The organism is Rhizobium anhuiense (genome assembly GCF_003985145.1).
In the GTDB taxonomy this organism is placed as follows: domain Bacteria; phylum Pseudomonadota; class Alphaproteobacteria; order Rhizobiales; family Rhizobiaceae; genus Rhizobium; species Rhizobium anhuiense.
On record NZ_ML133531.1, the window covers coordinates 94,074 to 118,191 of the forward strand.

Annotated in this window: 24 protein-coding genes and 2 tRNA genes; 14 read left to right on the plus strand and 12 right to left on the minus strand. The window is 59.8% G+C overall.

Features of this window, described 5'->3' with window-relative positions:
- Positions 1–4: 4 nt before the first annotated feature.
- Positions 5–1,108 (minus strand): ABC transporter substrate-binding protein, encoded by a 1,104-nt coding sequence (locus tag EEQ99_RS23745; protein WP_174824494.1) that lies wholly within the window; start codon positions 1,106–1,108, stop codon positions 5–7.
- Between the two features lie 113 nt (positions 1,109–1,221).
- Complete coding sequence (locus tag EEQ99_RS23750; protein ID WP_097543832.1) at positions 1,222–2,313, minus strand: extracellular catalytic domain type 1 short-chain-length polyhydroxyalkanoate depolymerase; 1,092 nt, start codon at positions 2,311–2,313, stop codon at positions 1,222–1,224.
- Positions 2,314–2,570: 257 nt separating this feature from the next.
- On the opposite strand from EEQ99_RS23750, the gene EEQ99_RS23755 reads away from it, so the two are divergent.
- The 3 genes from EEQ99_RS23755 (at position 2,571) to EEQ99_RS23765 (ending at position 4,163) form a co-directional block, all read left to right on the plus strand.
- Positions 2,571–2,885, plus strand: a complete 315-nt coding sequence (locus tag EEQ99_RS23755; protein WP_047614749.1) for a PepSY domain-containing protein — start codon at positions 2,571–2,573, stop codon at positions 2,883–2,885.
- Positions 2,886–2,921: 36 nt separating this feature from the next.
- Positions 2,922–3,533, plus strand: coding sequence for a general stress protein (locus tag EEQ99_RS23760; protein ID WP_097543833.1), 612 nt, complete (start codon positions 2,922–2,924; stop codon positions 3,531–3,533).
- A gap of 222 nt (positions 3,534–3,755) precedes the next feature.
- Complete coding sequence (locus EEQ99_RS23765) at positions 3,756–4,163, plus strand: low affinity iron permease family protein (RefSeq protein ID WP_047615366.1); 408 nt, start codon at positions 3,756–3,758, stop codon at positions 4,161–4,163.
- Here the strand turns inward: EEQ99_RS23765 and EEQ99_RS23770 are convergent.
- From EEQ99_RS23770 to EEQ99_RS23780, 3 genes are all read right to left on the minus strand, one after another.
- On the minus strand, positions 4,160–4,519 hold the full coding sequence (locus EEQ99_RS23770) for a low affinity iron permease family protein (protein ID WP_047614753.1): 360 nt from the start codon (positions 4,517–4,519) through the stop codon (positions 4,160–4,162). The two genes, EEQ99_RS23765 and EEQ99_RS23770, sit on opposite strands and share 4 nt — an antisense overlap.
- 139 nt (positions 4,520–4,658) lie before the next feature.
- Positions 4,659–6,776 (minus strand): catalase, encoded by a 2,118-nt coding sequence (gene katE, locus EEQ99_RS23775; RefSeq protein ID WP_097543834.1) that lies wholly within the window; start codon positions 6,774–6,776, stop codon positions 4,659–4,661.
- Between the two features lie 195 nt (positions 6,777–6,971).
- Complete coding sequence (locus tag EEQ99_RS23780) at positions 6,972–7,871, minus strand: hypothetical protein (RefSeq protein ID WP_097543835.1); 900 nt, start codon at positions 7,869–7,871, stop codon at positions 6,972–6,974.
- 324 nt (positions 7,872–8,195) lie between these two features.
- On the opposite strand from EEQ99_RS23780, the gene EEQ99_RS35210 reads away from it, so the two are divergent.
- Entirely contained in the window at positions 8,196–8,375 is a 180-nt protein-coding gene (locus EEQ99_RS35210; RefSeq protein ID WP_080759894.1) for a hypothetical protein, read from the plus strand.
- A 268-nt stretch (positions 8,376–8,643) separates the two neighbouring features.
- On the opposite strand, the gene EEQ99_RS23790 is transcribed toward EEQ99_RS35210, so the two are convergent.
- Both EEQ99_RS23790 and EEQ99_RS23795 read right to left on the minus strand, forming a co-directional pair.
- Positions 8,644–8,898, minus strand: coding sequence for a hypothetical protein (locus EEQ99_RS23790; protein ID WP_017991185.1), 255 nt, complete (start codon positions 8,896–8,898; stop codon positions 8,644–8,646).
- 135 nt (positions 8,899–9,033) lie between these two features.
- Positions 9,034–9,108, minus strand: a tRNA-Asn gene (locus EEQ99_RS23795).
- 117 nt (positions 9,109–9,225) lie between these two features.
- Here EEQ99_RS23795 and EEQ99_RS23800 point away from each other — a divergent pair.
- Both EEQ99_RS23800 and EEQ99_RS23805 read left to right on the plus strand, forming a co-directional pair.
- Positions 9,226–9,543 (plus strand): hypothetical protein, encoded by a 318-nt coding sequence (locus tag EEQ99_RS23800; RefSeq protein ID WP_047614760.1) that lies wholly within the window; start codon positions 9,226–9,228, stop codon positions 9,541–9,543.
- A gap of 84 nt (positions 9,544–9,627) precedes the next feature.
- Positions 9,628–9,966 (plus strand): hypothetical protein, encoded by a 339-nt coding sequence (locus EEQ99_RS23805; RefSeq protein ID WP_047614762.1) that lies wholly within the window; start codon positions 9,628–9,630, stop codon positions 9,964–9,966.
- Here the strand turns inward: EEQ99_RS23805 and EEQ99_RS23810 are convergent.
- A complete protein-coding gene (locus tag EEQ99_RS23810; RefSeq protein ID WP_097543836.1) occupies positions 9,963–10,301 on the minus strand; it encodes a KTSC domain-containing protein in 339 nt (112 codons plus the stop codon). The two genes, EEQ99_RS23805 and EEQ99_RS23810, sit on opposite strands and share 4 nt — an antisense overlap.
- A gap of 260 nt (positions 10,302–10,561) precedes the next feature.
- Between EEQ99_RS23810 and EEQ99_RS23815 the strand changes: the two genes are divergently transcribed.
- Positions 10,562–10,635 (plus strand) — tRNA-Cys (locus EEQ99_RS23815).
- A 76-nt stretch (positions 10,636–10,711) separates the two neighbouring features.
- On the opposite strand, the gene EEQ99_RS23820 is transcribed toward EEQ99_RS23815, so the two are convergent.
- Complete coding sequence (locus EEQ99_RS23820) at positions 10,712–11,014, minus strand: hypothetical protein (protein ID WP_097543837.1); 303 nt, start codon at positions 11,012–11,014, stop codon at positions 10,712–10,714.
- A 528-nt stretch (positions 11,015–11,542) separates the two neighbouring features.
- On the opposite strand from EEQ99_RS23820, the gene EEQ99_RS23825 reads away from it, so the two are divergent.
- The 4 genes from EEQ99_RS23825 to EEQ99_RS23840 all read left to right on the plus strand — a co-directional run bounded on the left by EEQ99_RS23825 (position 11,543) and on the right by EEQ99_RS23840 (position 17,993).
- Positions 11,543–12,208 (plus strand): protein-L-isoaspartate O-methyltransferase family protein, encoded by a 666-nt coding sequence (locus EEQ99_RS23825; RefSeq protein WP_174824495.1) that lies wholly within the window; start codon positions 11,543–11,545, stop codon positions 12,206–12,208.
- 276 nt (positions 12,209–12,484) lie between these two features.
- The gene (locus EEQ99_RS23830) at positions 12,485–13,357 is read left to right on the plus strand and encodes a DUF2497 domain-containing protein (protein WP_063475453.1); all 873 of its coding nucleotides are present in this window, start codon (positions 12,485–12,487) and stop codon (positions 13,355–13,357) included.
- 115 nt (positions 13,358–13,472) lie between these two features.
- A complete protein-coding gene (locus EEQ99_RS23835; RefSeq protein ID WP_047614767.1) occupies positions 13,473–16,316 on the plus strand; it encodes a valine--tRNA ligase in 2,844 nt (947 codons plus the stop codon).
- 399 nt (positions 16,317–16,715) lie between these two features.
- Positions 16,716–17,993 carry an OmpP1/FadL family transporter gene (locus EEQ99_RS23840; protein WP_047614769.1) on the plus strand — a complete coding sequence of 426 codons (1,278 nt, stop codon included), beginning with the start codon at positions 16,716–16,718 and terminating at the stop codon, positions 17,991–17,993.
- A gap of 22 nt (positions 17,994–18,015) precedes the next feature.
- Here the strand turns inward: EEQ99_RS23840 and EEQ99_RS34705 are convergent, their stop codons facing one another.
- Positions 18,016–18,759 (minus strand): hypothetical protein, encoded by a 744-nt coding sequence (locus EEQ99_RS34705; RefSeq protein WP_164735957.1) that lies wholly within the window; start codon positions 18,757–18,759, stop codon positions 18,016–18,018.
- On the opposite strand from EEQ99_RS34705, the gene exoR reads away from it, so the two are divergent.
- Positions 18,713–19,516: an exopolysaccharide production regulator ExoR gene (gene exoR, locus EEQ99_RS23850; RefSeq protein WP_047614771.1), complete on the plus strand. Its 804-nt coding sequence runs from the start codon at positions 18,713–18,715 to the stop codon at positions 19,514–19,516. The genes EEQ99_RS34705 and exoR overlap by 47 nt on opposite strands.
- 51 nt (positions 19,517–19,567) lie before the next feature.
- Here exoR and xth read toward each other — a convergent pair whose 3' ends face one another.
- The gene (gene xth / locus EEQ99_RS23855) at positions 19,568–20,359 is read right to left on the minus strand and encodes an exodeoxyribonuclease III (RefSeq protein ID WP_047614772.1); all 792 of its coding nucleotides are present in this window, start codon (positions 20,357–20,359) and stop codon (positions 19,568–19,570) included.
- A gap of 124 nt (positions 20,360–20,483) precedes the next feature.
- Complete coding sequence (gene erpA, locus EEQ99_RS23860; protein WP_063475454.1) at positions 20,484–20,816, minus strand: iron-sulfur cluster insertion protein ErpA; 333 nt, start codon at positions 20,814–20,816, stop codon at positions 20,484–20,486.
- A gap of 222 nt (positions 20,817–21,038) precedes the next feature.
- Here erpA and EEQ99_RS23865 point away from each other — a divergent pair, with 222 nt between their 5' ends.
- The gene (locus tag EEQ99_RS23865; protein WP_047614775.1) at positions 21,039–22,256 is read left to right on the plus strand and encodes a deoxyguanosinetriphosphate triphosphohydrolase; all 1,218 of its coding nucleotides are present in this window, start codon (positions 21,039–21,041) and stop codon (positions 22,254–22,256) included.
- 65 nt (positions 22,257–22,321) lie between these two features.
- Positions 22,322–24,079 carry an arginine--tRNA ligase gene (argS, locus tag EEQ99_RS23870; RefSeq protein ID WP_097543839.1) on the plus strand — a complete coding sequence of 586 codons (1,758 nt, stop codon included), beginning with the start codon at positions 22,322–22,324 and terminating at the stop codon, positions 24,077–24,079.
- The last annotated feature ends 39 nt before the right edge of the window (positions 24,080–24,118 follow it).

Sequence of the window (24,118 nt, forward strand, 5' to 3'; positions counted from 1 at the left end):
GACATTACCTAGCCTCGAACTGCGCGTAGTCGGCGGAGGCGCCCTGATCCTTCAGCCAAAGGATATTGTCGATATCGCCGTCGGTCAGGTCGTAGTTGTAAAGCGTCTTGTAGGCCGTCTTCATTTCCGCCCGCAGATCGTATTTGAAGATATCGGGATGGAGCAGGTTGGCGGTCCACATCCAGGACAACGGTGATTCCTGGTTCGGCGGATCCCAGCGATAGCCGCCGAGCGGCATCCTATAGACTCGCTTGGATTTGGCGGCATTGGTCAGGGACAGGATCGGATCCTTATAGACCCAGTCGACGTTCAGCTTGGCCTCAAAAGCATTGAGGAAGATGACGTCGGGGTTCCATTGCGCGATCTGTTCCTTGTTCACCGAGACCGTGCCGTTGAGTTCGGCAGAGGCGTTTTTCCCGCCCGCAAGCGCGATGGACCAGGCATTGTAATTGCCCTTGGTGCCCGATGCGCTGATATCGGAGAGCGCGCGGCCGAGATAGAGAACGTTCGGCCTCTTGTCATCGGGAATAACGGTCGCCTTGGCTTCGATATCCTTCTGGACGCGGTCGCGCCATTCCACCAGTTCGCCGATCCGCTCGGGCTTGCCGATCGCCTTCGAAGCCATGGTCATATAGTCGCGGGTCAGCTCTTCCGTGCCGTAGAGGATCAGCATCGTGGTGAGGCCGGCATTGGTGATCGGTGCGACGATATCGGCGCCGCGATCGCCCCACTGGATCACGAGGTCGGGATTGGCGGCGGTCAGCGCCTCGACATTCGGTACGAAATTCGGCGCCGTCACGTCGGAGGGAATATCCTTGGCTTCGGGGAAGATCTTTCCGAGAATCCCTTCGACCACGGCACTCTTCGCCGTCGGGTTCATGCCGACGAGCTTCCTGGTGCTGCCATCCAGCGCAATGACGGTGGACGCCATCGGGATGACGATCGAGACGACTCGCTCGGCCGCTTTTGCCAGCCGTACCTCGCGGTTTCCCTGATCCTTGAAGACGATCTCTTCGGCAAAAGCTGCCGGTGCAAAAAGCACGGCGGCAAGGGCTGCCGCCATGCGGCGGCGGCAAGCAGTTGCGATAACAAGCGAAAGCGGAACCATGGTGTCTCCCCGTACAGGCATATGCGATGAGCGCCATTCCTATTCCGCGTATTTAATCTTGTCTACAAATCTCCACTTTAATTAGCGACATGTCGTGGAACCCTCATCGATACCTAGCGCAGCAGCCCGGCGGACCGGAGGGCATCTTCAATGACCTTCTGAATACCGCCACGGTCGCTGCCCGCGCCAAATGGATCCGGGGTATTTTCCGGTTGAGTAGCTGAGGGCCTCGCGTCGCGCCGTTTCTCAAACGAGGGAACGAGACCCCAGGACCTGGCAATTTCGACAGTCGAGGAAATTCCGACGTCAAGCATGAAGGGGCCGCTTGCCCCGTAGCCGGTGCCGACATCGAGTGGCGTGCCGTGACCCATGCCGGCAATCGTATAGAGTTCGATCACCTCGCTACCGTGCGGATCGGTCCAGACCTGACGCTGATGTTGTCCGATATCTTCGATGCGCGCCGGCGATGCGCCGACGCCGTGGACATGTCTCCATTGCTCGATGATCGCATTCGCGTTGGATGCGGCGACGGTTCTGTCTGCGGTCCCCTGCCAGAGTGACAATGTCGGCCACGGGCCTTTGTGTTTTGAAGCGTTTCTCAACCGCAGTTCAAGCTCTTTGCCAGTCGGGCCACCTTGACCGCGCATCCGGTCGAACGCTTCGGGAATGGTCGCGGCACTTGCGTATGGCAGGCCTGCGATGATCGCGCCGCCGGCAAAAAACTCGGGATAGGTCGCGAGCATGGCGGCGGCCATGGCGCCGCCGGCCGACAGCCCCGTCACAAACACACGTCTGCCGTCAATACCATGTTCCGCAACGACCTTTGCGATCATCTGGCGAATGGAAGAGACCTCGCCATAATCCCGGCGAATATCCTCCGGGTTGAACCAGTTGAAGCAGAGGTTTGGATTGTTTGCCCTTTGCTGCTCGGGAAACAACAGCGCGAAGCCATAGTCCTCGGCCAATCGCGACCACCCGGATCCGCTATCATAGCCGGCGGCGGTCTGGGTGCAGCCGTGCAGGACAACGACCAGGGCCATGTTTTTCCCGCGCTTCGACGGCAAATAGGTGTAGCCCCCCAAGGCACCCGGGTTTGTGCCAAACGCGTCCAGGGCGACGAGATCGGAGTTGCCCTGCGTGGGTTGAGTGCGAAGTGTTCCTCGCAGCGCAGCAAGGCGTGCAAGGGTGTCTGACATAGATCTCATGAAACTCTCCGCCAATCAGCAGCCGGGATGGCGGTGATGCCTGACTAAACGCTTCAGCCTACGAAAGGTTGCTGCACTGCACAATGTTTATTTTTGGAACGGCAGCCTTTCCAAGGGCGGGCGCGCTCTCCTGAGGAGCGCACCCGCTAAGTTATTCAGATATCTTATTTTCTTTTAGCAAAACGAGGGAACATACCCGCTTGCACCGGGTTATCAGCGGCAATCTTCCCCATGAAGATATGAACGCGAGGAAACCAATGAAAAAGATTCTACTGACAACGGCTGCCTTCCTGATGGCGGCCTCCGTTTCGCTCGCACAGAGCCAGACACCGACGACAAGCCAGGAAACGCCGGCTGTGGCGACGCCTGATACCAACAACCCGGGCGCGCCTGTCCAAGGCAAGAACAGTTTCACCGAAGACCAGGCCAAGTCGCGGCTTGAGGATGCGGGCTACAGCGCCGTCACCGGTCTCAAGCTTGACGATCAGGGCGTGTGGCGTGCGTCCGCGACCAAGGATGCCAAGCAGGTGCAGGTGGCACTCGATTACCAGGGCAACATCGTCGTCAAGTGACGGCCGACCCTTTCCTCAACATCGAAGGATAACATTATGAAGACTGTAACAGGACTGTTCGACAACTACGAAGATGCGAAGTCGGCCGTTGGTGAGCTCGAAGCCGCCGGCATTGCATCGAAGGAAATCAGCATCGTTTCGAATACCGGCGATGGCCGCACCGTCGAGGGGCAGGGCAGTAACGCTGCCGAAGGCGCCGGCACCGGCGCCGGGATCGGCGCTCTCGCAGGCGGTGCTGGCGGTCTGCTCACGGGTCTTGGCATGATCGCCATTCCGGGTGTCGGCCCTGTCGTTGCCGCGGGATGGCTGGTCGCAACGCTGGCCGGAGCAACTGCCGGCGCAGTCGTCGGAGGGGCCGCAGGCGGCGTGGTTGGCGCGCTCGTCAAATCGGGTGTGCCCGAAGAAGACGCCCACGTCTACGCCGAAGGCGTCCGTCGCGGCGGCTCGCTGGTCACAGCCCGTGTCGAGGATGATAAGGCCATGGCGGCCAGAGCGATTCTCGACCGCTCCGAAAGTGTCGACATTGCCGAGCGGCGCGCATCCTATACCAAAAACGGCTGGGAGCGCTTCGACGATACGCTTGACCCCTATACACCGGCCGAAGTGGATGCCGAACGTGGCCGGTATTCGACCGGCCCGCGTATCTGATCTTCTGCGAATAGTTTTGGAAAGCCGGCCTTCACCAGGGCCGGCTTTTTCATGGCGGCGGTTCAACTTGTGAAGGCTGCCAATTCGATGGCAGCTTGCTGGCACAGCAAAGACGGCCGCCCAACTTGATCGGCCTCGGCGGCGCGAGGAACTTCGGCCTGGATATGGAGTTGATGTTGTCGATTGACAGCACTGATGCTGCGATTGAACGAGGCCTTTCAGATGTCGAACAAACCCAACTTCTTCTCTTCCTTTGCAACTGCCGTCGCCGACCTCTCGGGAAAGCCGTTCACCTTTGTCGCGGCTCTGGCGCTTGTGTTCGTCTGGGCGGTGTCAGGCCCGTTTTTCGGCTATTCTGAAACCTGGCAGCTTGTCATCAATACCACCACGACCATCATCACATTCCTGATGGTGTTTGTGTTGCAGAACAGCCAGAACCGTGACGGAAAGGCTTTGCAGGCCAAGCTTGACGAACTCATCCTGACGAGCCAGGCCGCCAACAAATTTGTCGGTATCGAAAAGCTGGAGGAGGGCGAACTCAGGGAAATGAGCAAGACCCTTGCCGAAAAGGCAGAATGCGTCGAGGAAAAAGCGGATGAGAAATCTGCCGCAGAGGCAGCGTCCGCCTAATTCGCGCTCTCTGAGATTTGGCCGTGATGTTGCTGGCGCATTCCCTCGATTGCGTCGGCGTCGTTCTTCTCAGCCGCAATCCAGTGGTTTCCTGCCTTGCTTGAGCGGATCAACTCATCGAGCTTGGCATGGAGTGCCATCATGTCCCGATTCTGGGAGTGCTGCACCAGCAGCAAAATGAAAAATATAGTGAGTGTCCCGAGCATGTTGGTCAGCAGAAACCACTGCCGTGGGAAGGAAATGCTGAGACCCACTGCCGCCCATAGAGCTATGAACGCGATCAGCATGACCGGGACCACACGATGCCCTGCCCATGAGACGGCCAAGTCAGAGATCTGTCGAAAGCGCCAGTGCATACGGCTCTCCACAGCGCGTAAAAGGAAAATAGAGCAGATCGGGACAGCTTCCATTGCCCCGGCTGATAAATAGACGCTGCAAACGACCTAAAACCCGCGTTTCCACGGGTTTTACGTTACGAACATGACGACGAGACGGTCAATTCAATTTGACCGATGGCTCCCGACCCCAGACCCGCAGTTTGCCAAGCGCCTTGATAAAGGCGCTGACATCCTTCGCCGCTCCGAGTGCAATCACGCCCTCATCCAGAGAATCGGCAATGCCGGCTTTTTGCATCAGCGGCAGCGCTGTCTCCACATAGCCGATGAACTTGCAGTGCACGAAGGCATCCGCCACGAAATCGCGGGCCGTTGCCTCCTTCAGCAAATCGCCGGTTCCCTCGGCCGAGGGGAGGAGGGCGACGGCGTCGTAAAGCACCGAAGGTCCGCCGTCGATCATCTGATGCGCCTCGATCCAATTGCCGTCCGAGAGCGTCACGCCGCCGATCTTCGGCGCGATCACTTCGAATGTTGCCTTCTGCTCGGTGATCTCGGCAAGCAGCGCCTTGAAGACAGCGGCATCGCTGCCGTCGCTGACAAGAATGCCGAGCTTGCGTCCTTCGAACCGACCCGGGCCGCGCTCGATAATGCTGAGCGCCGGCGACGGCTCGAGATCCTGCCGGGTCGGCATGGCCGCGTCGGCAGGCTTCGGCATCGACTTGAATCCGAGGGCGTGGCCGACCTTGCTGGCCAGAGTCTCATCGATGTTCATCAGATGCGAGACCATGCGCTCGCGAATGACCGGCGTTTCGACCTTGCTCAGTTCGAAGATCAGCGCCGCGGCAATATGGCGTTGCTCCGGCGGGGTCTGGCTGATGTAGAACTGCCGGGCCTGGCTGTAATGATCGGCAAAGCTTTCCGGCCGCAGCCGAACCTTGGGACCCTGTTCCTCGGCGGGGAAGTGGCGATAGCCCTGCACCGGCGATTCCCGTGGCCCCTGATTCCAGGAGTTCGGCTGGTAATTGACGCGCCCGACAGGATTGCGCATCGCCATATGGCCATCCTGCTGAAAATTGTGGAAGGGACACTTCGGCGCGTTGATCGGCAGATGTGTGAAATTCGGACCACCCAGACGTTTCAGCTGCGTGTCGAGATAGGAGAAGTTCCGTCCCTGCAGAAGCGGATCGTTGCTGAAGTCGATGCCGGGAGGAACATTCTGCGTCATGAAGGCGACCTGTTCGGTCTCCGCAAAAAAGTTCTCCGGCATTCGGTCGAGAACGAGACGGCCGATCGCTTTGACCGGAAGGATCTCCTCCGGAATGATCTTCGTTGGATCGAGGATGTCGAAGTCGAACGTGTCGGCGAAGTCCTGATCGAAGAGCTGCACGCAGAGTTCCCATTCCGGGAAGGCTCCCGACTGGATCGACTGCCAGAGGTCGCGGCGATGGAAATCCGGATCGGCACCATTGATCTTGACTGCTTCGTTCCAGGCGACGGACTGCAGACCGAGTTTCGGTTTCCAATGAAATTTGACGAAGGTCGACTCATCCGCTGCATTGACGAAGCGGAAGGTATGCACGCCGAAACCCTCCATGAAGCGGAAGGATCGTGGAATGGCGCGGTCCGACATCACCCACATGATCATGTGCATGCTTTCGGGCGTCAGCGTGATGAAATCCCAGAAATTGTCATGCGCCGACTGCGCCTGCGGAAATTCCTTGTCGGGCTCCGGCTTTACCGAATGGATGATGTCGGGAAACTTGATTGCATCCTGAATAAAGAAGACCGGGATATTATTGCCGACCAGATCCCAATTTCCCTGCTGGGTGTAGATCTTCACAGCAAAACCGCGCACGTCGCGCGCCAGATCAAACGAACCCTTGCTGCCGGCGACGGTCGAAAACCGCACGAAAGCCGGTGTTTTTTCGCCGGGCCGCTGGAAAAGATCGGCCCGGGTATAGGCGGCCAGGGATGCGTATGTTTCGAAGTAGCCATGGGCGCCGTAACCGCGGGCATGGACGACCCGTTCGGGGATGCGCTCGTGGTCGAAATGAAAGATCTTCTCGCGGAAGTGGAAGTCATCGATGAGGGCAGGGCCGCGGGAGCCGACGCGAAGCGTATTCTGATCGTCGGACACGGGGCCGCCTTGAGCGGTGGTCAGCACAGGCTTGCCGTCTTCGGCAAACTGATGAAGCTCGCCGCCTGCGCCGCGGTGCAGCTTCTGATCATGGATCGTTGCATTGTCCGAGGGCGAGGTTTTGGACGTGTTCTTGGCCATCTCTATTCTCCGGAAAGGGTGTGACCTAACCGAAGCTCCACAATGGCCACATGTTCCGCTTTATGCGAAATAAACCGCCACTGAGGAGAGAAGCCGCTTCACTGCGGCCGAGAACCAGCCACACGAGGCAGGGATAGCCCCGGATAAAATTGGGACGCGGAGCCTTTCGACCTCGCGTCCCCGTTTCGTCTGCCCCTAGGTTCGGGAGGTAACGATAAGATCTTCCTCTTCGTCGCGTTGCGATCCGCCGAAAGCTGCAGCGGCCGCGGCGATGAAAGCCCCGATCAGAAGTGACAACGAGCCGAGCAAGGCCGTCGTGGAGGCCGCCTTGCGTGCCTCATCGGCGGCTTTCTGGGCGGCGACCTTGGCGTCTTCAATGCGCTTCAGGACGGTGTCGACGCGGGTGCGTGCATCGGCTTCGGAAAGGCCGGTGCGCGCAGCGACGATCGTGGCAAGATAGGCCTTGTCGTCATCCGGGATCTGGCCGGCGGCGGCACCGTTGAGGAGAATGCGGGAGACCTCAGCCGTTGCCGCAGTATCATCGGATGTCGCGCCTGCTCGGGCCTGTTCAGGACGCAGCAATGCGTCGGTAAAATAGGCGGTGGAGAGATCGACAGGCGATGAAGTCGACGATGCTGCTGCAGTACCGGCGGCAGTGGCGGCCGAACTCACGGCTTGTGCGCCCGCACCGGCAAGCGAAGTCAGCGACGAGGCGAGAAATCCGGCGACGAAGATCGTCGCCAGCGCCCAGCTTATGAAGCCATGCGCCGTGTCACGGAAGAACACCTCGTCAGTGTGGACGGCCGCCCACTTGGTTCGCAGCCGCCCGGTGATATAGCCGCCGAGCCCGGAGGAGAGCCATTGCACGACAACGAGCCAGATCGCTGCCGTGACCCCCACGGTGCCGAGCGAACTGCTTTGGCCCGACCAGGGCGACACCATCGTCAACCCGACCCCGGATCCAAGCAGCAACAGAATGAGGGTCACTCCGATGGCCGCAGCGGCGCCGCCGAAGATAGGCCCCCATGCCATGGCGGATTTGGAGGATTCGACCGGAGTAGCAATCTCTCCGGCACCTGTCATTGAAACCGACATGATCTGTTCCTATCGCATAAACAGAGCAAGAAGGATGATGATCGGCAGTGGAACACCAAGCAGCCAAAGCAAAATACCGCGACCCATGAAAGACCTCCTGTCAGAACCTGACGTTACGTGGTTGATGCCACTCAACTTTGAACCACGGTCTTTGTTCCCGGCCGGCTTGGTCATCGACGATGCTGATAGGAAGCGACAAGAATCTTCCGCATTCGGAACTAACGCAAGCCGGGCAGCGCCCCTATATCTTCAGGCGAAAGGTGATCTGGAAGGGAGAGCAGCGGCTTTCATCGCTCGGTCACGGCCTAAACGGGAGAAGCATCGATGAACAGATTTCGGGCATTTGTCGCAGCCGGCGCAATCAGTCTTGCCGTCATGGCCTCGGCCTGCTCGACGCCGCCGAATTCATATGGCACGGCATCAGGATATCAGCCGGGCGATTCAATGAACCGGGCCTGTGCGGATGGCTTCCGTCCCGGTGACGGCCGTTCGTGTAGCTATTAGAGATAGCCGCCTCTTTGTCGCTTGCGAGAGAGGTGCTGCGTAAGCGGTCATTCCGTTTAGTGACAGCCGCAACGGCAGCGCCGATCGCAGCGTCATCGAACAGTATCGGGCCGAATGCGCCGCCTATTCCGATTCCTATCGCCATGGCGATCGGAGAGCTCGACCGATTTGACGCCGACTGGATTGCGGACGATGAACGGCACGAGAGCTTGTGGCAGATCCCGAGGCTGGCCGCGCCGGATTGTCCTTCGACGGCCCATCCATCCCATTACCGTTTTTTCCGGAGATCACCTGGCAAAGCGTCAATGAGTTGATGCACTTTTCCGGTCGCGAACGCGATGTCCTCGCGCGGCAGATGGACTGTTATCTCAATCTCTTCCCACCTGCCGCCATGGTCTTTTGCGAACCTGACGGCGGCTTCCAAAGATGTGAATTGCACGGCCGGTGCGTTGGCGGTCCAGAACTGCACGCTGCAGTCCGCCGCACTGTAATCTAAAAATGCTTTTTCGGGATCTAACGCCATGGCGTTTGCTTTACACCGCCGGCGGTTGGTTGGCCAGCGAATGCCTACCCGTCGTAAAAAGCGCGTTGTCCGCCGAGGGGGAAGAAAACGCCTGCTTTCGGATTCATCAACGAAACAGGCGATTGCTTGAAAAAATGGCTCCCCGGGCCGGATTCGAACCGGCGACCTGTCGATTAACAGTCGAATGCTCTACCGCTGAGCTACCAGGGATCACTGCTTGGCGCGGTGTGAGTGGGCTAATACAAACGCTTTCCCGATTTGCCAAGCGGTTTTTTCAAAAAAATGAAATGAACTTGTATTTGGGTTGCCTGCGCCCATCTCTGGGGAATGACAAAAGGGAATGATCGCAGAGAGACGAGGGGCGGCGAAAAGCGCGAGGCGCGGGCAAGGCGCTTCGGCATCGATCATGCCAGCGGCAGGCTTGTGCTCGGCTCCTTCAGCATCGGCTTGCCGCGCTCGCGCATCGCGCGGATGGGGCTCGGCGTAGCTCTCATCTTGTGCGGGTTCCTGGGCTTCCTGCCCATCCTCGGCTTCTGGATGCTGCCGCTTGGCTTCATCGTGCTCTCGCACGATCTGCCGTTTGCGCGCCGGCTTCGGCGTCGGCTGGCGGTCTGGTGGCACAGGCGGGGGAAACCAGCTGGCTGACGGCCGCCCCCGTGGAACGGTGGAGCGCTTTTCGCATTTGTGGTTTATGAAGTGTAAGTGCGCCACAATGGCCCAGGTGACGAAATGAAGCTATTTTTTGTGGTTGTCCTGTCCGCGGCGAGCATGCTCTCCGGCGCTCCCGCCGAGGCCCAGAGTGTCGACAGCGGCGGTTTCGACGCCCGCGGCATCTGCCGCCGGCCCGAAGGCTGCGTGGTCGATCATGGCCAGGGTGGCTATAGCGGACCTCGCAACTATCGCAACTTCAACGGTCGCAACGAGCGCAATGGCGACAATGACCGCGACCGGAACAATCGTCGTTATCGTTCTCAGAACAGAAGCGACAATTTCGCCCCCACAGCCAACCGCCTTGCCGCCGGCCCTGTGATGGAACTGGGCGTGCCGCCTATGCAAATTCGGGTCTAGTTGGATCTGAGTTCGCTTTCCTCGAAAACTCCGCCATGGTCCGGGTCGAGGCTGGTCGCCATCAACAGGCTGCAGGCGGCAAGGAGGAGGACGAGCTTCATGGTGTAAGACGCCACGGAAACCGGTTGCCGACGGCCCTGTGATACGCGAGACGGCGCTATATAATATTTATAATAGAAGTGCGGATCATCCGTTTCCAGCAGGTTCCGATAGACGTGCGGTGGGATATTCGCGTGTTTCACCGGCGTAGAACCGGGAAACTTTACATGGAGATCCCTGGTTTCGGCATCGTATGCGGCATGCATATGCTTAGATTTGAGGGCAGCCCAATCCATCGCAGCTCCTTACCCTCCCGAGGATAATTGAGGCCTGGACGGCGATCGAAGTCAAGCTGCCAATTTGTTTCAAATGCAATCATTGGCAGGAAATGGGGCATCGCGACGGTCATGGAAATTCCAGCCTGCACCCGTGCCGTTCCGGGATCGGAAAATGCCCTTTTCGGTAGAGGTGGAATGGCGTTTTTCCGAAATGCCCTCTTGCGATTTCCTTACGATCATTCTAAACGCTCGCCACGGCTCAGATAACGAGCGCGTGAGGCCTCGTGGCGGAGTGGTGACGCAGAGGACTGCAAATCCTTGTACCCCGGTTCAATTCCGGGCGAGGCCTCCAACATCTTCCCACATGACAAACCCGTCTGAAATGCGCCCAAACGATGGGCGCTGCATGGGCGCTTCAGGCGCAAATGCTACCAGACCCGCTGGCCAGGCGAAAAATCGAACTGTGACGGATTGATTCCGGTGAGGCGGTAGAGCGCCTTCAGGCCGCCTTTGCGGATTTCCGCCTGATATTGCAGATCGCTCAATTCAGACCGGTCATCGATTTCAGGGCCGTCGCCGAGCAGCCGTCGCATGCCCTGCGGCGAAATGCGGGTGAAACTGCGAATGTCGCCGCTGCTGTATTTGATCAGCAACAGCCGGGCATCAGCGTTGTAGTGAAGCGCTTCTATACCGCGCGATTGGATCAGGAAGGTTTGCATGCGCGCACCCATAGCGGAAGGTGAGGGCGCTGCAACAAAATGGTTGACGTAACGTTAATGTGCGTGCGGTCGCAAAGGGTTGGAACTGTTGGAAAAATGCGCGCACCTGCGGTCGCGCCGCTATTTCAAGTGGAATGGAGCGCATGTCAAAACTGCGTCCGCCAGCGTGAGGTTGCCGCAGACGCGATGCGGGGGAGATCGCCGAGCGTAGTTCGGCGCGCTATCGCCTCCAGGTCGTTTCGCCGTCCAGCAGCCCGCAGCAGAATATGCCGACAAGCGCTGCGAGGATGAAGAAATCGAACAGCGTGAAATATTCGAAAATCGCAGACATGGCCTGCTCCTCCCATTTCCTCCGTTGCAGATCATATCATGAAGGGGCAGAAGCTTCCACGCTGGAGTTGCAGCGTCCACTCCGTCTCCTGTGGCGCGGAAGAGGCGTCTGCCGGATTCTTTTCGCCGGCGGCTGCCAAGCCTTGAAAGCATCCGTGGCGGGGATTAAGAGACGAAGGACAGGAACCGCTTTTCAAAGAGCGAGAGGACATGATGGATTTCGAAGCAGCGCGCGTAAAGATGGTCGACACTCAGGTTCGCACCACGGACGTTACCTCCCATTCCGTGCTGATGGCGCTTCTCACGGTGCCGCGTGAGGCTTTCGTGCCGGAGAAGGCGAAGCTGTTGGCCTATATCGACAACGATGTCGAAATATCAGCCGCCGCACCGGGAAAGCCGGCCCGATTCCTGATGGAGGCGTCTCCGCTCGCCAAGCTGCTGCAACTCGCCGCGATCACCAAGGATGATTTCGTCCTCGAAGTCGGTTGCGGCACAGGTTACACCTCGGCGCTGCTGTCAATGGTTGCCGGCTCCGTCATCGCGCTCGAATGCGACGAGACGCTGGCCGCCGAGGCGAAGGCCAAGCTTGCCGACTATGCCAAAGTCGAGGTCGTCACCGGCCCGCTCGAAAAAGGTTACGCTGCCGGCGCTCCCTATGATCTGATTTTCGTCAACGGCGCCGTCGAGGAAGTTCCAGCAGCCCTTCTCGGTCAACTGCGCGATGGTGGCCGCCTGATCACGGTCGAGGGTTACGGCAATGCCGCCCGCGCCAAGGTCTTCGTCGCCGAACGCGGCGCGGTTTCGGAAAACGTCTTCTTCAATGCCTCGGTCAAGCCGCTGCCGGGTTTCGCCAAGGCGCGCGAATTCGTTTTCTGACATCGTTCTTGTCGACGAAATTCAACGACGGGCGCCATCGGCGCCCGTTTTTTATGAGCGCCGCTGGAAAGCCTTCACAAACATAATTTATCCTGACGCCGCCACAAAATCACGGCAGGCTTTGCGGGTGGCAAACATTGGGTAACAAAACTGTGCATGGCCGCATTCATTTGATTCGCGATGATTTTTTTCCCGCCTGGGGTATTCTAAGGTCGTGGTGATTCGGATGAATGCTCCACACCATCCGGTCGTTGTTTTGGAATAACGGGGATAGATATGGCTCAGCCAAGTGTAGCGCGTGAACCGTCCATGGAAGAAATTCTGGCCTCCATCCGCCAGATTATCGAAAGCAATGAGCCCGGCGCCGGCAAGGCGATTTCCCCATCCCTGCCGCCGGTCTACGGCGCCGACGAGGATGAGAACAGCTCCGAAATCCATTTGACGGTCGACGACACCTATGCCGGTGTGGAATTCCCCGAACCGGTCATGCGCTCTTCCGATCCGCGTTTTGTCGCCGCCAATTCGGCCGGCACCCCCGAAGCGGAAGTGCCGGCCCGCGCGCTGTCGCTTGCCGATGTCGCCGCCCGCGTGCGCGCCGCCTCCGAGCGCAGCGCCGTGCAGGCCGGTCAGGCACTGCGCGAAATTCCGAGCGGCTTCCGTCAGCCCGAACCGCAACCGGCCGCAATACCGGAGCCGCCGCGCGCCGTGGCGCCACAACCCCAACCGCAACCCTCACAGCCCTTTTTCCCGGCTGCCGCAGCGCCTGCTCAGCATGCTCCGATCCAGCAGCCGGCCGAGCCGGTGCTGACGGAAGCGCCTGGGGTGGCCGTCGCCGAGCCGGCGCCTGCCGTCGAAACAGCGCCGCCGGCTATGGAGCCTGCTCAGTCGTCGGTCGAGCGTTTCCTGCCGAGCGTTATGGACGAGGTCCAGCCGGCGCTGCTTTCGGAAGATGCCGGCCTGCAGATCAGCCGTTCCTTCGAGGAGCTCGCCGCCGCGATCGACGGTGCTGAACGCCGCTCGCTGGACGAAATCGCCGAGGACATGCTGCGCCCGATGCTGCGCGAATGGCTTGATGACAATTTGCCGACACTGGTCGAGCGGTTGGTGCGCGAAGAAATTGAGCGCGTGGCACGCGGCCCGCGCCGCTGATCGGATTGCTTTTTCCTGAAAAGCCGCTCCGGTCTCCGGGGCGGCTTTTTTATTGACTTGCCCGTGGCCATCCTATTTACAACCTCCATCCTCGAACCTCGAAATTGGTCAGAAAATGCTCGACAAGACCTATGATTCCGCCGCCGTCGAACCAAAAATCGCCGCGAAATGGGATGAGGCGGACGCTTTCCGCGCCGGCGCGAACGCCAAGCCCGGGGCCGAGACCTTCACCATCGTGATCCCACCGCCGAATGTCACCGGTTCGCTGCATATGGGCCATGCGCTGAACAATACGCTGCAGGATATCCTGGTCCGTTTCGAGCGCATGCGCGGCAAGGACGTGCTCTGGCAGCCGGGCATGGACCATGCCGGCATCGCCACGCAGATGGTCGTCGAGCGCAAGCTGATGGAACAGCAGCTGCCGGGCCGCCGCGACATGGGCCGCGACGCCTTCATCGACAAGGTCTGGGAATGGAAGGCCGAATCGGGCGGACTGATCTTCAACCAGCTGAAACGTCTGGGTGCATCCTGCGACTGGTCGCGCGAACGTTTCACCATGGACGAGGGCCTGTCGAAGGCCGTTCTCGAGGTTTTCGTCACGCTCTACAAGGAAGGGCTGATCTACAAGGACAAGCGTCTGGTCAACTGGGATCCGAAGCTCCTGACGGCGATCTCCGACCTTGAAGTCGAACAGCACGAGATCAAGGGCAATCTCTGGCATCTTCGTTATCCGCTGGAGCCGGGCGTTACCTACCAGTACCCGATCGCTTTCGACGAGGAAGGCAAGCCGACCGAATGGGAAACGCGCGACTATATGGTCGTTGCGACCACGCGACCGGAGACGATGCTGGGTGATACCGGTGTTGCCGTCAATCCGGAGGACGAGCGTTACAAGTCGATCATCGGCAAGCACGTCATCTTGCCGATCGTCGGCCGCCGCATTCCGGTCGTTGCTGACGGCTACGCCGATCCGACCGCCGGTACCGGTGCCGTCAAGATCACGCCTGCGCATGACTTCAACGACTTCGACGTCGGCAAACGGGCTGGCCTGCGCGCGATCAACATCCTGAATATCGACGGCACGATCACCATCAAGGACAATGAGGATTTTCTCGAAGGCCTCGACAATCCGGCGGCGCTGCATGGCGCCTGGGATCGCCTGGAAGGGCAGGACCGTTTCTATGCGCGCAAGGTCATCGTCGAGATTTTCGAAGAGGCCGGCCTTCTCGACAAGATCGAGCCACACAAGCACATGGTCCCGCATGGCGACCGCGGCGGCGTGCCGATCGAGCCGCGGCTGACCGAACAATGGTATGTCGATGCCAAGACGCTCGCCGAGCCGGCGATCGCCTCGGTCCGCGAAGGCCGCACCAGGATGGTGCCGAAGAGCTGGGACAAGACCTATTACGAATGGATGGAAAACATCCAGCCCTGGTGCGTCTCCCGTCAGCTCTGGTGGGGTCACCAGATTCCCGCTTGGTATGGCCCGGACGGCCAGGTCTTCGTCGAAAAGACCGAGGAAGAGGCGCTGCAGGCGGCGATCCAGCATTACCTCTCGCATGAGGGGCCGATGAAGGCCTATGTCGAGGACCTGCTCGAAAACTTCAAGCCGGGCGAGATCCTGACGCGGGACGAGGACGTGCTCGACACATGGTTCTCCTCCGCGCTCTGGCCCTTCTCGACGCTCGGCTGGCCGGACGAGACGCCGGAGCTGGCACGTTATTACCCGACCAACGTTCTCGTCACCGGTTTCGACATCATCTTCTTCTGGGTCGCCCGCATGATGATGATGGGCCTGCACTTCATGAAGGACGAGGACGGGCAGCCCGTCGAGCCCTTCCAGACCGTCTATGTCCACGCGCTGGTGCGCGACAAGAACGGGCAGAAGATGTCGAAGTCGAAGGGCAACGTCATCGATCCCCTGGAACTGATCGACGAATACGGCGCCGACGCGCTGCGCTTCACCTTGGCGATCATGGCCGCGCAGGGCCGCGACGTGAAACTCGATCCGGCCCGCATCGCCGGCTACCGTAATTTCGGCACCAAGCTCTGGAACGCCACGCGTTTTGCCGAGATGAACGGGGCGAAGAGCGATCCGCATTTCGTGCCGGAGGCGGCCGAGCTCACCATCAACCGCTGGATCCTGACGGAACTTGCCCGTACGGAACGTGACGTTACGGAAGCACTCGAAGCCTTCCGCTTCAACGATGCCGCCGGTGCGCTCTATCGCTTCGTCTGGAACGAGGTCTGCGACTGGTATCTCGAACTCTTGAAGCCGGTCTTCAACGGCGAGGACGAGGGCGCCAAGGCTGAAGCCCAGGCCTGCAGCGCCTATATTCTCGAAGAGATCTACAAGCTGCTGCATCCCTTCATGCCCTTCATGACCGAAGAGCTTTGGGCCCATACCGCAGGCGATGGCAAAGAGCGCGACACACTGGTCTGCCACGCCGAATGGCCTGCGCCCTCCTATGCCGACGACGGCGCCGCCGACGAGATCAACTGGCTGATCGACCTCGTCTCCGGCATCCGCTCGGTGCGCGCTGAAATGAACGTGCCGCCGTCGGCGACAGCCCCGCTCGTCGTCGTCAAGGCCAACAGCCTGACGCGTGAAAGGCTGTTCCGCCACGACGCGGCCATCAAGCGGCTTGCGCGCGTCGAGGCGATATCGCTGGCGGAGGACGCGCCGAAGGGTGCCGCACAGATCGTTGTCGCCGAGGCCACCATCTGCCTGCCGCTCGGCAAGCTGATCGACCTTTCCGCCGAAAAGGCTCGGCTCGAAAAGGCGATTGCCAAGATGGAAGGCGAGATCTCCCGGATCGACGGCAAGCTCTCCAACGAGAAGTTCGTCGCCAATGCCAATCCCGAAGTGGTCGAGGCCGAACGCGAGCGCCTTGAGGAACTGAAGGGTCAGATCGGCAGCCTGACGACCGCTCTTTCCAGGGTGAGCGAAGCCGGGTAAATTTCCCCGACCCATTTTGGTAAGTTATTTCAAAGACGCGCCCTTTGCGGGGTGCGTCTTTTTTACTGCTGCCTCATGCGATTCGGTCCCGAACCAGCAGATTTTAGGCGTCTCAGCCTGTGGATTGTTGTCGTACAAGGGGCCTGCCGGCGAAAAGTGCCACTGTTGTCGGATTGATACAGCTTCTGCAATGTTTGGAATGAAAACCCAAAAGTACCGCTGAAATGCCGCCAAGTTCGAAAAAAATTTTATTAACCAGATTTTTTGACGTGTCCGTCAATTTCTTTACGTAAATTAGCCACTGCAATGGCCGGGAGCGCCGCTGAGGGGCGCGTTGCCATATCACGCGAACACTTACTAGAGTGGGGTCACATCAATTGCTGGAGTGGGGGAGACACAATGGCATCTCGTAGGTTTTCCAAGGGCATAACATCGCTCGTTCTTTTTTCGTCGCTTGCATCGCCATCCTTTGCCGGCGGTCTGGAGCGCGGCGGATACAATATCGACCTTCTCTTCGACAATTCGCGGTTTGCCGTGCAGTCCGGTGCGACCTATGTCATGCCGCAGCGTAAGCTGAAGAACGTCAAGGACACCGATCCCACCGATGGCCTCGGCACCAACGGCATCGGCGGCGGTTCGACCACGGCGGATGATACCGAGGATTACTGGGTCCCCTATCTCGGCGTGAAGGTTGGTCTCGGCGACTCGATCGACTGCATGGGCGATTTTTCGACACCCTTCGGCGCACACACCAATCCCGGCGCTGACTGGCTTGGCGTCAACGACAATATCGAAACCAAGATCAGCACCCGCAATTACGGCGCCACCTGCTCCTATCGTTTCGATATGGGTCCCGGCCAGCTTCGCCTGATCGGCGGCGGATTCTATCAGACGGTCGAAGGTTTCAAGACGCGCCTCGTGGCGCCGATCACCACAATGCCGGCCGCGCTGATCTATGACGGCACCGGTCGTCTGGATCTTGCCGACCAGGCTATGGGATGGCGGGCGGGCATCGCCTACGAAATCGAGGAATATGCCTTCCGCGCCAGCCTGGTCTACAACAGCAAGGTCAAGTATGACGATCTCACCGGCACGGTCGACCTGACCGAGGTGCCGAAGGCCGCCAATCCCAAAAATCCCTACCTCGGTGTCGTGACGCCGGTCTATGGGGAGGCCGAGGCGCCGGATTCCGTTGAGCTCAAGCTTCAGAGCGGCATTGCGCCCGATTGGCTCGCCTTCGGGTCGGTCAAGTGGACGAACTGGAGCGTGCTGCAGTCGATCGCCTTCTGCCCGAAGGCCACCAAGGGCGTCGTCGCCTGCTCCGCCAGCAGCCAGCTCACCTCGCTCGATCTCTTCTACCGCGACGGCTGGACGGTCAGCGGCGGCGTCGGCCACAAGTTCAACGACCAATGGTCCGGTGCCCTCAGCCTGACCTGGGATCGCGGCACGAGCCAGGGCTACGGCGCCCAGACCGATACATGGACGCTCGGCGCAGGTGTCGCCTATACGCCGGTCGAGAATGTCGAGTGGCGTCTGGCCGGCGCGCTCGGCATCATGACGGGCGGGGATTCCGGTACCTACGTCTATAATGGCCGGACCTATGGCAACGACGTCTCCTATTCCTTCGGCGACGATCTGGTCGCGGCTCTTTCCACCAGCGTAAAGGTCAAGTTCTGATCCTGCGATCCAAGTAAAAGTGTTAAAGCCCGGCAGTTTGCCGGGCTTTTCTTTGGGCGGTCGGCAAGACAAATCGACGTTCCAATTTGTGACGATTCAGCAACACTTTTTTACGACGATTGGCGTAAGGTGGCGGCGGGGCGAATTTGTCCATTTCCCGCCACAAAGAGGGCGCAGCGCTATTTGCAGGCGAGGAGATGGCAGGCTTACGGTGCGTGTAAATAGTAGCATGGGTCGATTTTTTTCCGGTAACACCAGATCGCACGGCGCGATTGGCGACAGTCGTTTGATTGCAGTCGTTTCGCTTTCCGAACAAGGCTGTTCCGGCCGCCAATCCGGCCTTGCGATGACGTCGCCGATCCATCCATTGTCGTTGTTTTCGACCCGTTCGGATGAGCAGCCTAGCTTTGCCGGAGACGTCGATACCGCTTTCGTCACATTTGCTGTTTACGAATGCGATGAGGCGGGAAGGCGGATGCCGCACCTGCCGAAAGAATGCCACGGAGATTGCAGTCGGGGCCATGCCGGGAGCCGGGTGGTTCTGAATGATGGGCTGAGAATAGCGCCTTTGAGAAAAGGCCACTGGGCTGGATGCGACGCGGGTAAGGGAGCCATTGAGCTCGCCGCGGGATCGCTCGCCTCGAAGGAATACATCCGCGGGATGCAGGGCGCGAGCGCCGTTGCCGCCTGCCTGAGATGAACGAAAGAAATCGGTTGAAATGGTGACGTCCGAGTTCAAACTGTTCAAATTCATGCTGATGGGCATGTCGATAGCCGTCGCGCTGGCGCTGTCCGGTCCGTGCCGCGCATTCGATATCAAAGGCGGCGTCAGCAAGGAATCCGGACCCTTCGACCTCTTCAAGTTCGGCTTCAAGGCCTACAAGAACGGCCAGAAGGAAGAGGCGGTGGAAGCCTATAGATACGCCGCCGAAAAGGGGCACACCGGCTCGCGCTGGGCGCTTGCCAACATGTATGCCGATGGCGACGGCGTCACCCAGGATGATTTCGAAGCCTTCAAGATCTATAGCGAGATCGCCCAGCAGGGCGTCGAGCCCGGTTCGGAAGATACCGGCTTCTTCGTCAACGCGCTGCTCTCGCTCGCCAACTATTACAAGCACGGCATTGCCGGCAGCCCGGTCAGGATCGACCTCAGCCAGGCACGCCAACTTTATTTCCAGGTGGCCTCCACCTTTGGCGTCCCCGAAGCGCAGTTCCAACTGGCGCAGATGATGCTCGCCGGCGAGGGCGGCAATGCCAGCCCGCAGCAGGCGAAGAAATGGTTGAACCAGGCCCGCAAGAGCGGCCATCCCGGCGCCATGGCGGTCTTCGGCAATATCCTGTTCGACGAAGGCCAGACGGCCCGTGGTCTGGCGCTGATGACGGCGGCACTCGACCGCTGCAAGCCCAAGGACTGTGGCTGGATGGAAGCGTTGCAGGAGCAGGCCTTCTCTGTTGCGAACGAGGCCGACCGCCGCACGGCGGTATCCCTCTCGCACAGCATCGCGACCGGTTCCGACGACTAGAGGAGTGCCGTGCATCCTTTCGGACCCACGGCACGGTAAGGCGGAAAAGCCTCAGCCTGCAAAATCGAAATAGGCGATAACAGGCACGTGGTCGGACGGCTTTTCCCAAGCCCGCACATGTTTCTCGATCGCGGCCGACGTCATCCGGTCGGCGGCTTCCGGCGACAGCATCAGATGGTCGATGCGGATGCCGTTGTTCTTCGGCCAGGCGCCGGCCTGATAATCCCAGAAGGAATAGAACTGCGTCGCATCCGTCGTCGCGCGCACCGCATCCGTCAGCCCGAGATTTTCGAGCCGGCGGAACGCCGCCCGCGTCTGCGGCAGAAACAGCGCATCGTTTTCCCAGACCTTGGGATCGAAGCAGTCGTGCGGTTCCGGGATGACATTGTAATCGCCGGCAAGGACCAGCATCTCCTCATAGGCCAGCCGTTCGGCGGCGAACGCCCGCAGGCGCTCCATCCAGGCGAGCTTGTAGGGATATTTCTCCGTGTCGACGGGATTGCCGTTCGGCAGGTAGAGGCAGCAGACACGCAGGATGCGCGTGTCGGGGAGCGTGAACACGGCTTCGAGGAAACGCGCCTGTTCGTCCAGCGGGTCGCCGGGTAGGCCGCGGTTCACTTCGAAAGGGGAACTCTTGGAGAGGATCGCCACGCCGTTGAAGCCCTTCTGGCCGTGCGTCTCGACGTGATAGCCGAGCGCCTCGATCTCCAGCCGCGGAAACCCTTCGTCGACGGTTTTGATTTCCTGCAGGCAGACGATATCGGGATCGGAATCCTTGAGCCATTGCGTGAGATTGTCGATGCGCGCCTTAACGCCGTTGATGTTCCAGGTCGCGATCTTCATGGCTCTGTCCCGTTAGCTTCGTGCGCTTCTTTTATCGCGGTATTTCACCAGGGGACAAGACGATAAACCGGCCGGAAATAGTTCTTCGGCCGGTTCGTTGGGGAGAAGGCCGTGCGTTCAGAAGTCAGATCGAGAAGCTGGTGCCACAGCCGCAGCTTGCCACCGCGTTCGGGTTCTTGATCTGGAAGGATTGGCCAAGCAGATTGTCGACGAAGTCGATCTCCGAGCCTGCCATATAGACGAGCGACAGGCTGTCGATCAGCACCTTGGCGTCGTTCTTTTCGACGACGATGTCGTCGTCGCCGGCGTTATCGGCAAGATCGAACTTGTAGGAAAAGCCCGAACAGCCGCCGCCTTCGACGGAAACGCGCAACGCGCTCTTGCCGGCTTCGGCGCCGACGATCGCAGCGATACGCTTTGCCGCGGCATCTGAAAGGGTTACACTCGTATCCGTCATGTTTCCTCCTGCCGGGGTCAAGATCCGGAGAGAATGGGTTTTGGCACTGAAATGTTCAAATGCCTGATATCAAAGAAACTTACCATAATCCTAGCGAAAAGGCGATGATACGCCGATGCGGTTGAGAAAGCGCCTCTTTGCCGTTTTATCGGGCTATAGGTATGAAGGGCGAAGAGCGGCGTCAATGGGCAGATGCGGCAACATGCAGGATGACGGTGAAGAATGACGATCGATACGCGTGCTTTGGGTTTCGGCAGCAGTGAGAGGGCGGTCTATGCGGCCGACCCCTGGACGAGCCGCGGACGACTCTATCAGGAAGACGGAAGCCCGACGCGCTCCGATTTCCAGCGCGACCGCGACCGCATCGTCCACACCACCGCCTTTCGCCGGCTGAAGCACAAGACGCAGGTCTTCATCGCCCAGGATGGCGATCATTACCGCACCCGGCTGACCCATACGATCGAGGTGGCGCAGATCGCCCGCGCGCTCGCCCGCGCCCTGAAGCTCGACGAGGATCTGGCCGAAGGCGTCGCCCTCGTCCACGATTTCGGTCACACGCCCTTCGGTCACACCGGCGAGGACGCGCTGCACGAGGTGCTGCTGCCCTATGGCGGCTTCGACCACAATGCACAATCGCTGCGCATCGTGACCAAGCTGGAGAGGCGTTATGCCGAATTTGACGGCATCAACCTGACATGGGAAAGCCTCGAAGGTCTCGTCAAGCACAATGGTCCGCTTCTGACGCCGGATGGCGTCGGCACGCGCGGCCCCGTTCCCCAGCCGATCCTCGATTATTGCGAGCTGCACGATCTCGAGCTTGCAAGCTATGCCAGCCTCGAGGCCCAGGTCGCGGCGATCGCCGACGACATCGCCTATAATACCCACGATATCGATGACGGCCTGCGTTCCGGTTACCTGACTTTCGAGATGTTAGAGGAAATCCCGTTTCTCGCCGGGCTGATGGCCGAGGTGAGGGAGCGATATCCGCATCTGGAGCCGAGCCGCTTCACCCATGAGATTATGCGCCGCCAGATCACCCGCATGGTCGAAGACGTGATCGGTGTCGCGCAGGCGCGCCTTTCCCTCCTTCGCCCCGAGAGCGCCGGCGACATCCGCGGCGCCGGCCAGGTGATCGCCACCTTTTCCGAGGCGATGGCCGAGACCGACCGGCAGATCAAGGCGATGCTTTTCAAGCGCATCTACCGCAATGCCGATATCATGCGCATCCGCGCCGGCGCGGCAAAGATCGTTACCGATCTGTTTGGCGCCTACATGGCCAATCCCAAGGAGATGCAGAGCCATTACTGGGTCGATCATATCGCCGGCCTGTCCGATGCGCCGAAGGCCCGCCATGTCGGCGATTATCTGGCCGGCATGACCGACACCTATGCGATCAGCGCCCACAGGCGGTTGTTTGACCACACTCCGGATTTGCGATAGGCAGCGGTCGCCCACGCCGAGGGTCGATTTGAGCCTTTGGCACAGCCTATGCATGGAAGAGTGCGATGAACCTTTTTACCGACTTCGAAGCCAGGATCAAAACCGCCCTTGAACAGATCGATCTGGTCAGGGAAAAGCGATCTGAGCTCGATTTCGGCCGCATCACCGTCGAGCCGCCGCGTGACGCGAGCCATGGCGATGTCGCGACCAATGCCGCGATGGTGCTGGCAAAACCGCTCGGAACCAATCCGCGCGCGCTGGCCGATGTCATCATCGCCAAGCTGAAAGAGGATGCCGACGTCGCCGATGTCTCGGTTGCCGGCCCCGGTTTCATCAACATCCGTCTCGCCGTCGGCTACTGGCAGCGGCTGCTCGCCTCGATCATCGGCGCCGGCACCGATTACGGCCGCTCGACGCTGGGTGAGGGCAGGAAGGTCAACGTCGAATATGTCTCGGCCAATCCGACCGGCCCGATGCATGTCGGCCATTGCCGTGGCGCCGTCGTCGGCGACGCGCTTGCCAACCTGCTGGCTTTTGCCGGTTACGGCGTCGAGAAGGAATACTACATCAACGATGCCGGCTCGCAGATCGATGTGCTCGCCCGCTCCGTTTTCCTGCGTTATCGCGAAGCGCTCGGCGAAAAAATCGGCGAAATCCCTTCGGGTCTCTATCCCGGCGACTATCTCGTGCCCGTTGGCCAGTCGCTTGCCGCCGATTACGGCGTGCGGCTGCACAACATGCCGGAAGAGCAATGGATGCCGATCGTCAAGGACCGCACCATCGATGCGATGATGGTGATGATCCGCGCCGATCTCGCGGCGCTGAACGTCCATCACGACGTCTTCTTCTCCGAGCGCACCCTGCATGCCAATGGGGCCGCGGCGATCCGCACGGCGATCAACGACCTGACCTTCAAGGGTTATGTCTACAAGGGCACGCTGCCGCCGCCGAAGGGCCAGCTTCCCGAGGATTGGGAGGATCGCGAGCAAACATTGTTCCGCTCGACCGAAGTGGGTGACGATATCGACCGGCCGCTGATCAAGTCGGACGGCGCCTACACCTATTTCGCCGCCGACGTCGCCTACTTCAAGAACAAGTTCGACCGTGGTTTCGACGAGATGATCTATGTGCTCGGCGCCGATCATGGCGGCTACGTCAAGCGCCTGGAAGCGGTTGCACGCGGCGTTTCGGATGGTAAGGCGAAGCTGACGGTGCTGCTTTGCCAGCTCGTCAAGCTCTATCGAAACGGCGAGCCGGTGAAGATGTCGAAACGCTCCGGCGATTTCGTCACGCTTCGGGACGTCGTCGAGGAAGTCGGTCGTGATTCGGTCCGTTTCATGATGCTCTACCGCAAGAATTCCGAGCCGCTCGACTTCGATTTCGCCAAAGTGACCGAACAATCGAAAGATAATCCTGTTTTTTACGTGCAGTATGCGCATGCCCGCTGCATGTCGGTCTTCCGGCAGGCGAGGGAGGCTTTTCCCGACCTCGAAGTTTCGCCCGAGGATCTCGCGAAAACCGTTGCTGGCATTGGTGATCCGGCCGAATTGCAGCTTGTCGCCAAGCTCGCCGAATTCCCGCGGATCGTCGAGGCGGCCGCCCAGTCGCAGGAGCCGCATCGCATCGCTTTTTACCTCTACGACGTCGCAAGTTCGTTCCACGCGCACTGGAACAAAGGTAAAGATCAGCCGGAATTACGATTTGTTAATGATAAAAACCGAGAATCAAGTATTGCCAGACTTGGGCTGGTGTACGCCGTCGCGTCGGTTTTGAAGTCGGGACTTGCCATTACAGGCACTGCCGCACCGGACGAAATGCGATAACGTCACCATTTCCCCACAATGCGCTGGCATTTGAGCGTT

Coding starts and splice junctions, on each gene's coding strand:
- EEQ99_RS23835 (WP_047614767.1), top strand. CDS start 13,473: ATGCTCGACAAGACCTATGATTCCGCCGCCGTCGAACCAAAAATCGCC.
- EEQ99_RS23820 (WP_097543837.1), bottom strand. CDS start 11,014: ATGGGTGCGCGCATGCAAACCTTCCTGATCCAATCGCGCGGTATAGAA.
- EEQ99_RS23755 (WP_047614749.1), top strand. CDS start 2,571: ATGAAAAAGATTCTACTGACAACGGCTGCCTTCCTGATGGCGGCCTCC.
- xth (WP_047614772.1), bottom strand. CDS start 20,359: ATGAAGATCGCGACCTGGAACATCAACGGCGTTAAGGCGCGCATCGAC.
- EEQ99_RS23760 (WP_097543833.1), top strand. CDS start 2,922: ATGAAGACTGTAACAGGACTGTTCGACAACTACGAAGATGCGAAGTCG.
- EEQ99_RS34705 (WP_164735957.1), bottom strand. CDS start 18,759: ATGCCCATCAGCATGAATTTGAACAGTTTGAACTCGGACGTCACCATT.
- EEQ99_RS23805 (WP_047614762.1), top strand. CDS start 9,628: ATGAAGCTATTTTTTGTGGTTGTCCTGTCCGCGGCGAGCATGCTCTCC.
- EEQ99_RS35210 (WP_080759894.1), top strand. CDS start 8,196: ATGAACAGATTTCGGGCATTTGTCGCAGCCGGCGCAATCAGTCTTGCC.
- argS (WP_097543839.1), top strand. CDS start 22,322: ATGAACCTTTTTACCGACTTCGAAGCCAGGATCAAAACCGCCCTTGAA.
- EEQ99_RS23790 (WP_017991185.1), bottom strand. CDS start 8,898: ATGGCGTTAGATCCCGAAAAAGCATTTTTAGATTACAGTGCGGCGGAC.
- katE (WP_097543834.1), bottom strand. CDS start 6,776: ATGGCCAAGAACACGTCCAAAACCTCGCCCTCGGACAATGCAACGATC.
- EEQ99_RS23865 (WP_047614775.1), top strand. CDS start 21,039: ATGACGATCGATACGCGTGCTTTGGGTTTCGGCAGCAGTGAGAGGGCG.
- EEQ99_RS23800 (WP_047614760.1), top strand. CDS start 9,226: ATGACAAAAGGGAATGATCGCAGAGAGACGAGGGGCGGCGAAAAGCGC.
- exoR (WP_047614771.1), top strand. CDS start 18,713: ATGGTGACGTCCGAGTTCAAACTGTTCAAATTCATGCTGATGGGCATG.
- EEQ99_RS23765 (WP_047615366.1), top strand. CDS start 3,756: ATGTCGAACAAACCCAACTTCTTCTCTTCCTTTGCAACTGCCGTCGCC.
- EEQ99_RS23750 (WP_097543832.1), bottom strand. CDS start 2,313: ATGAGATCTATGTCAGACACCCTTGCACGCCTTGCTGCGCTGCGAGGA.
- EEQ99_RS23810 (WP_097543836.1), bottom strand. CDS start 10,301: ATGGATTGGGCTGCCCTCAAATCTAAGCATATGCATGCCGCATACGAT.
- EEQ99_RS23770 (WP_047614753.1), bottom strand. CDS start 4,519: ATGCACTGGCGCTTTCGACAGATCTCTGACTTGGCCGTCTCATGGGCA.
- EEQ99_RS23780 (WP_097543835.1), bottom strand. CDS start 7,871: ATGTCGGTTTCAATGACAGGTGCCGGAGAGATTGCTACTCCGGTCGAA.
- erpA (WP_063475454.1), bottom strand. CDS start 20,816: ATGACGGATACGAGTGTAACCCTTTCAGATGCCGCGGCAAAGCGTATC.
- EEQ99_RS23840 (WP_047614769.1), top strand. CDS start 16,716: ATGGCATCTCGTAGGTTTTCCAAGGGCATAACATCGCTCGTTCTTTTT.
- EEQ99_RS23745 (WP_174824494.1), bottom strand. CDS start 1,108: ATGGTTCCGCTTTCGCTTGTTATCGCAACTGCTTGCCGCCGCCGCATG.
- EEQ99_RS23830 (WP_063475453.1), top strand. CDS start 12,485: ATGGCTCAGCCAAGTGTAGCGCGTGAACCGTCCATGGAAGAAATTCTG.
- EEQ99_RS23825 (WP_174824495.1), top strand. CDS start 11,543: ATGATGGATTTCGAAGCAGCGCGCGTAAAGATGGTCGACACTCAGGTT.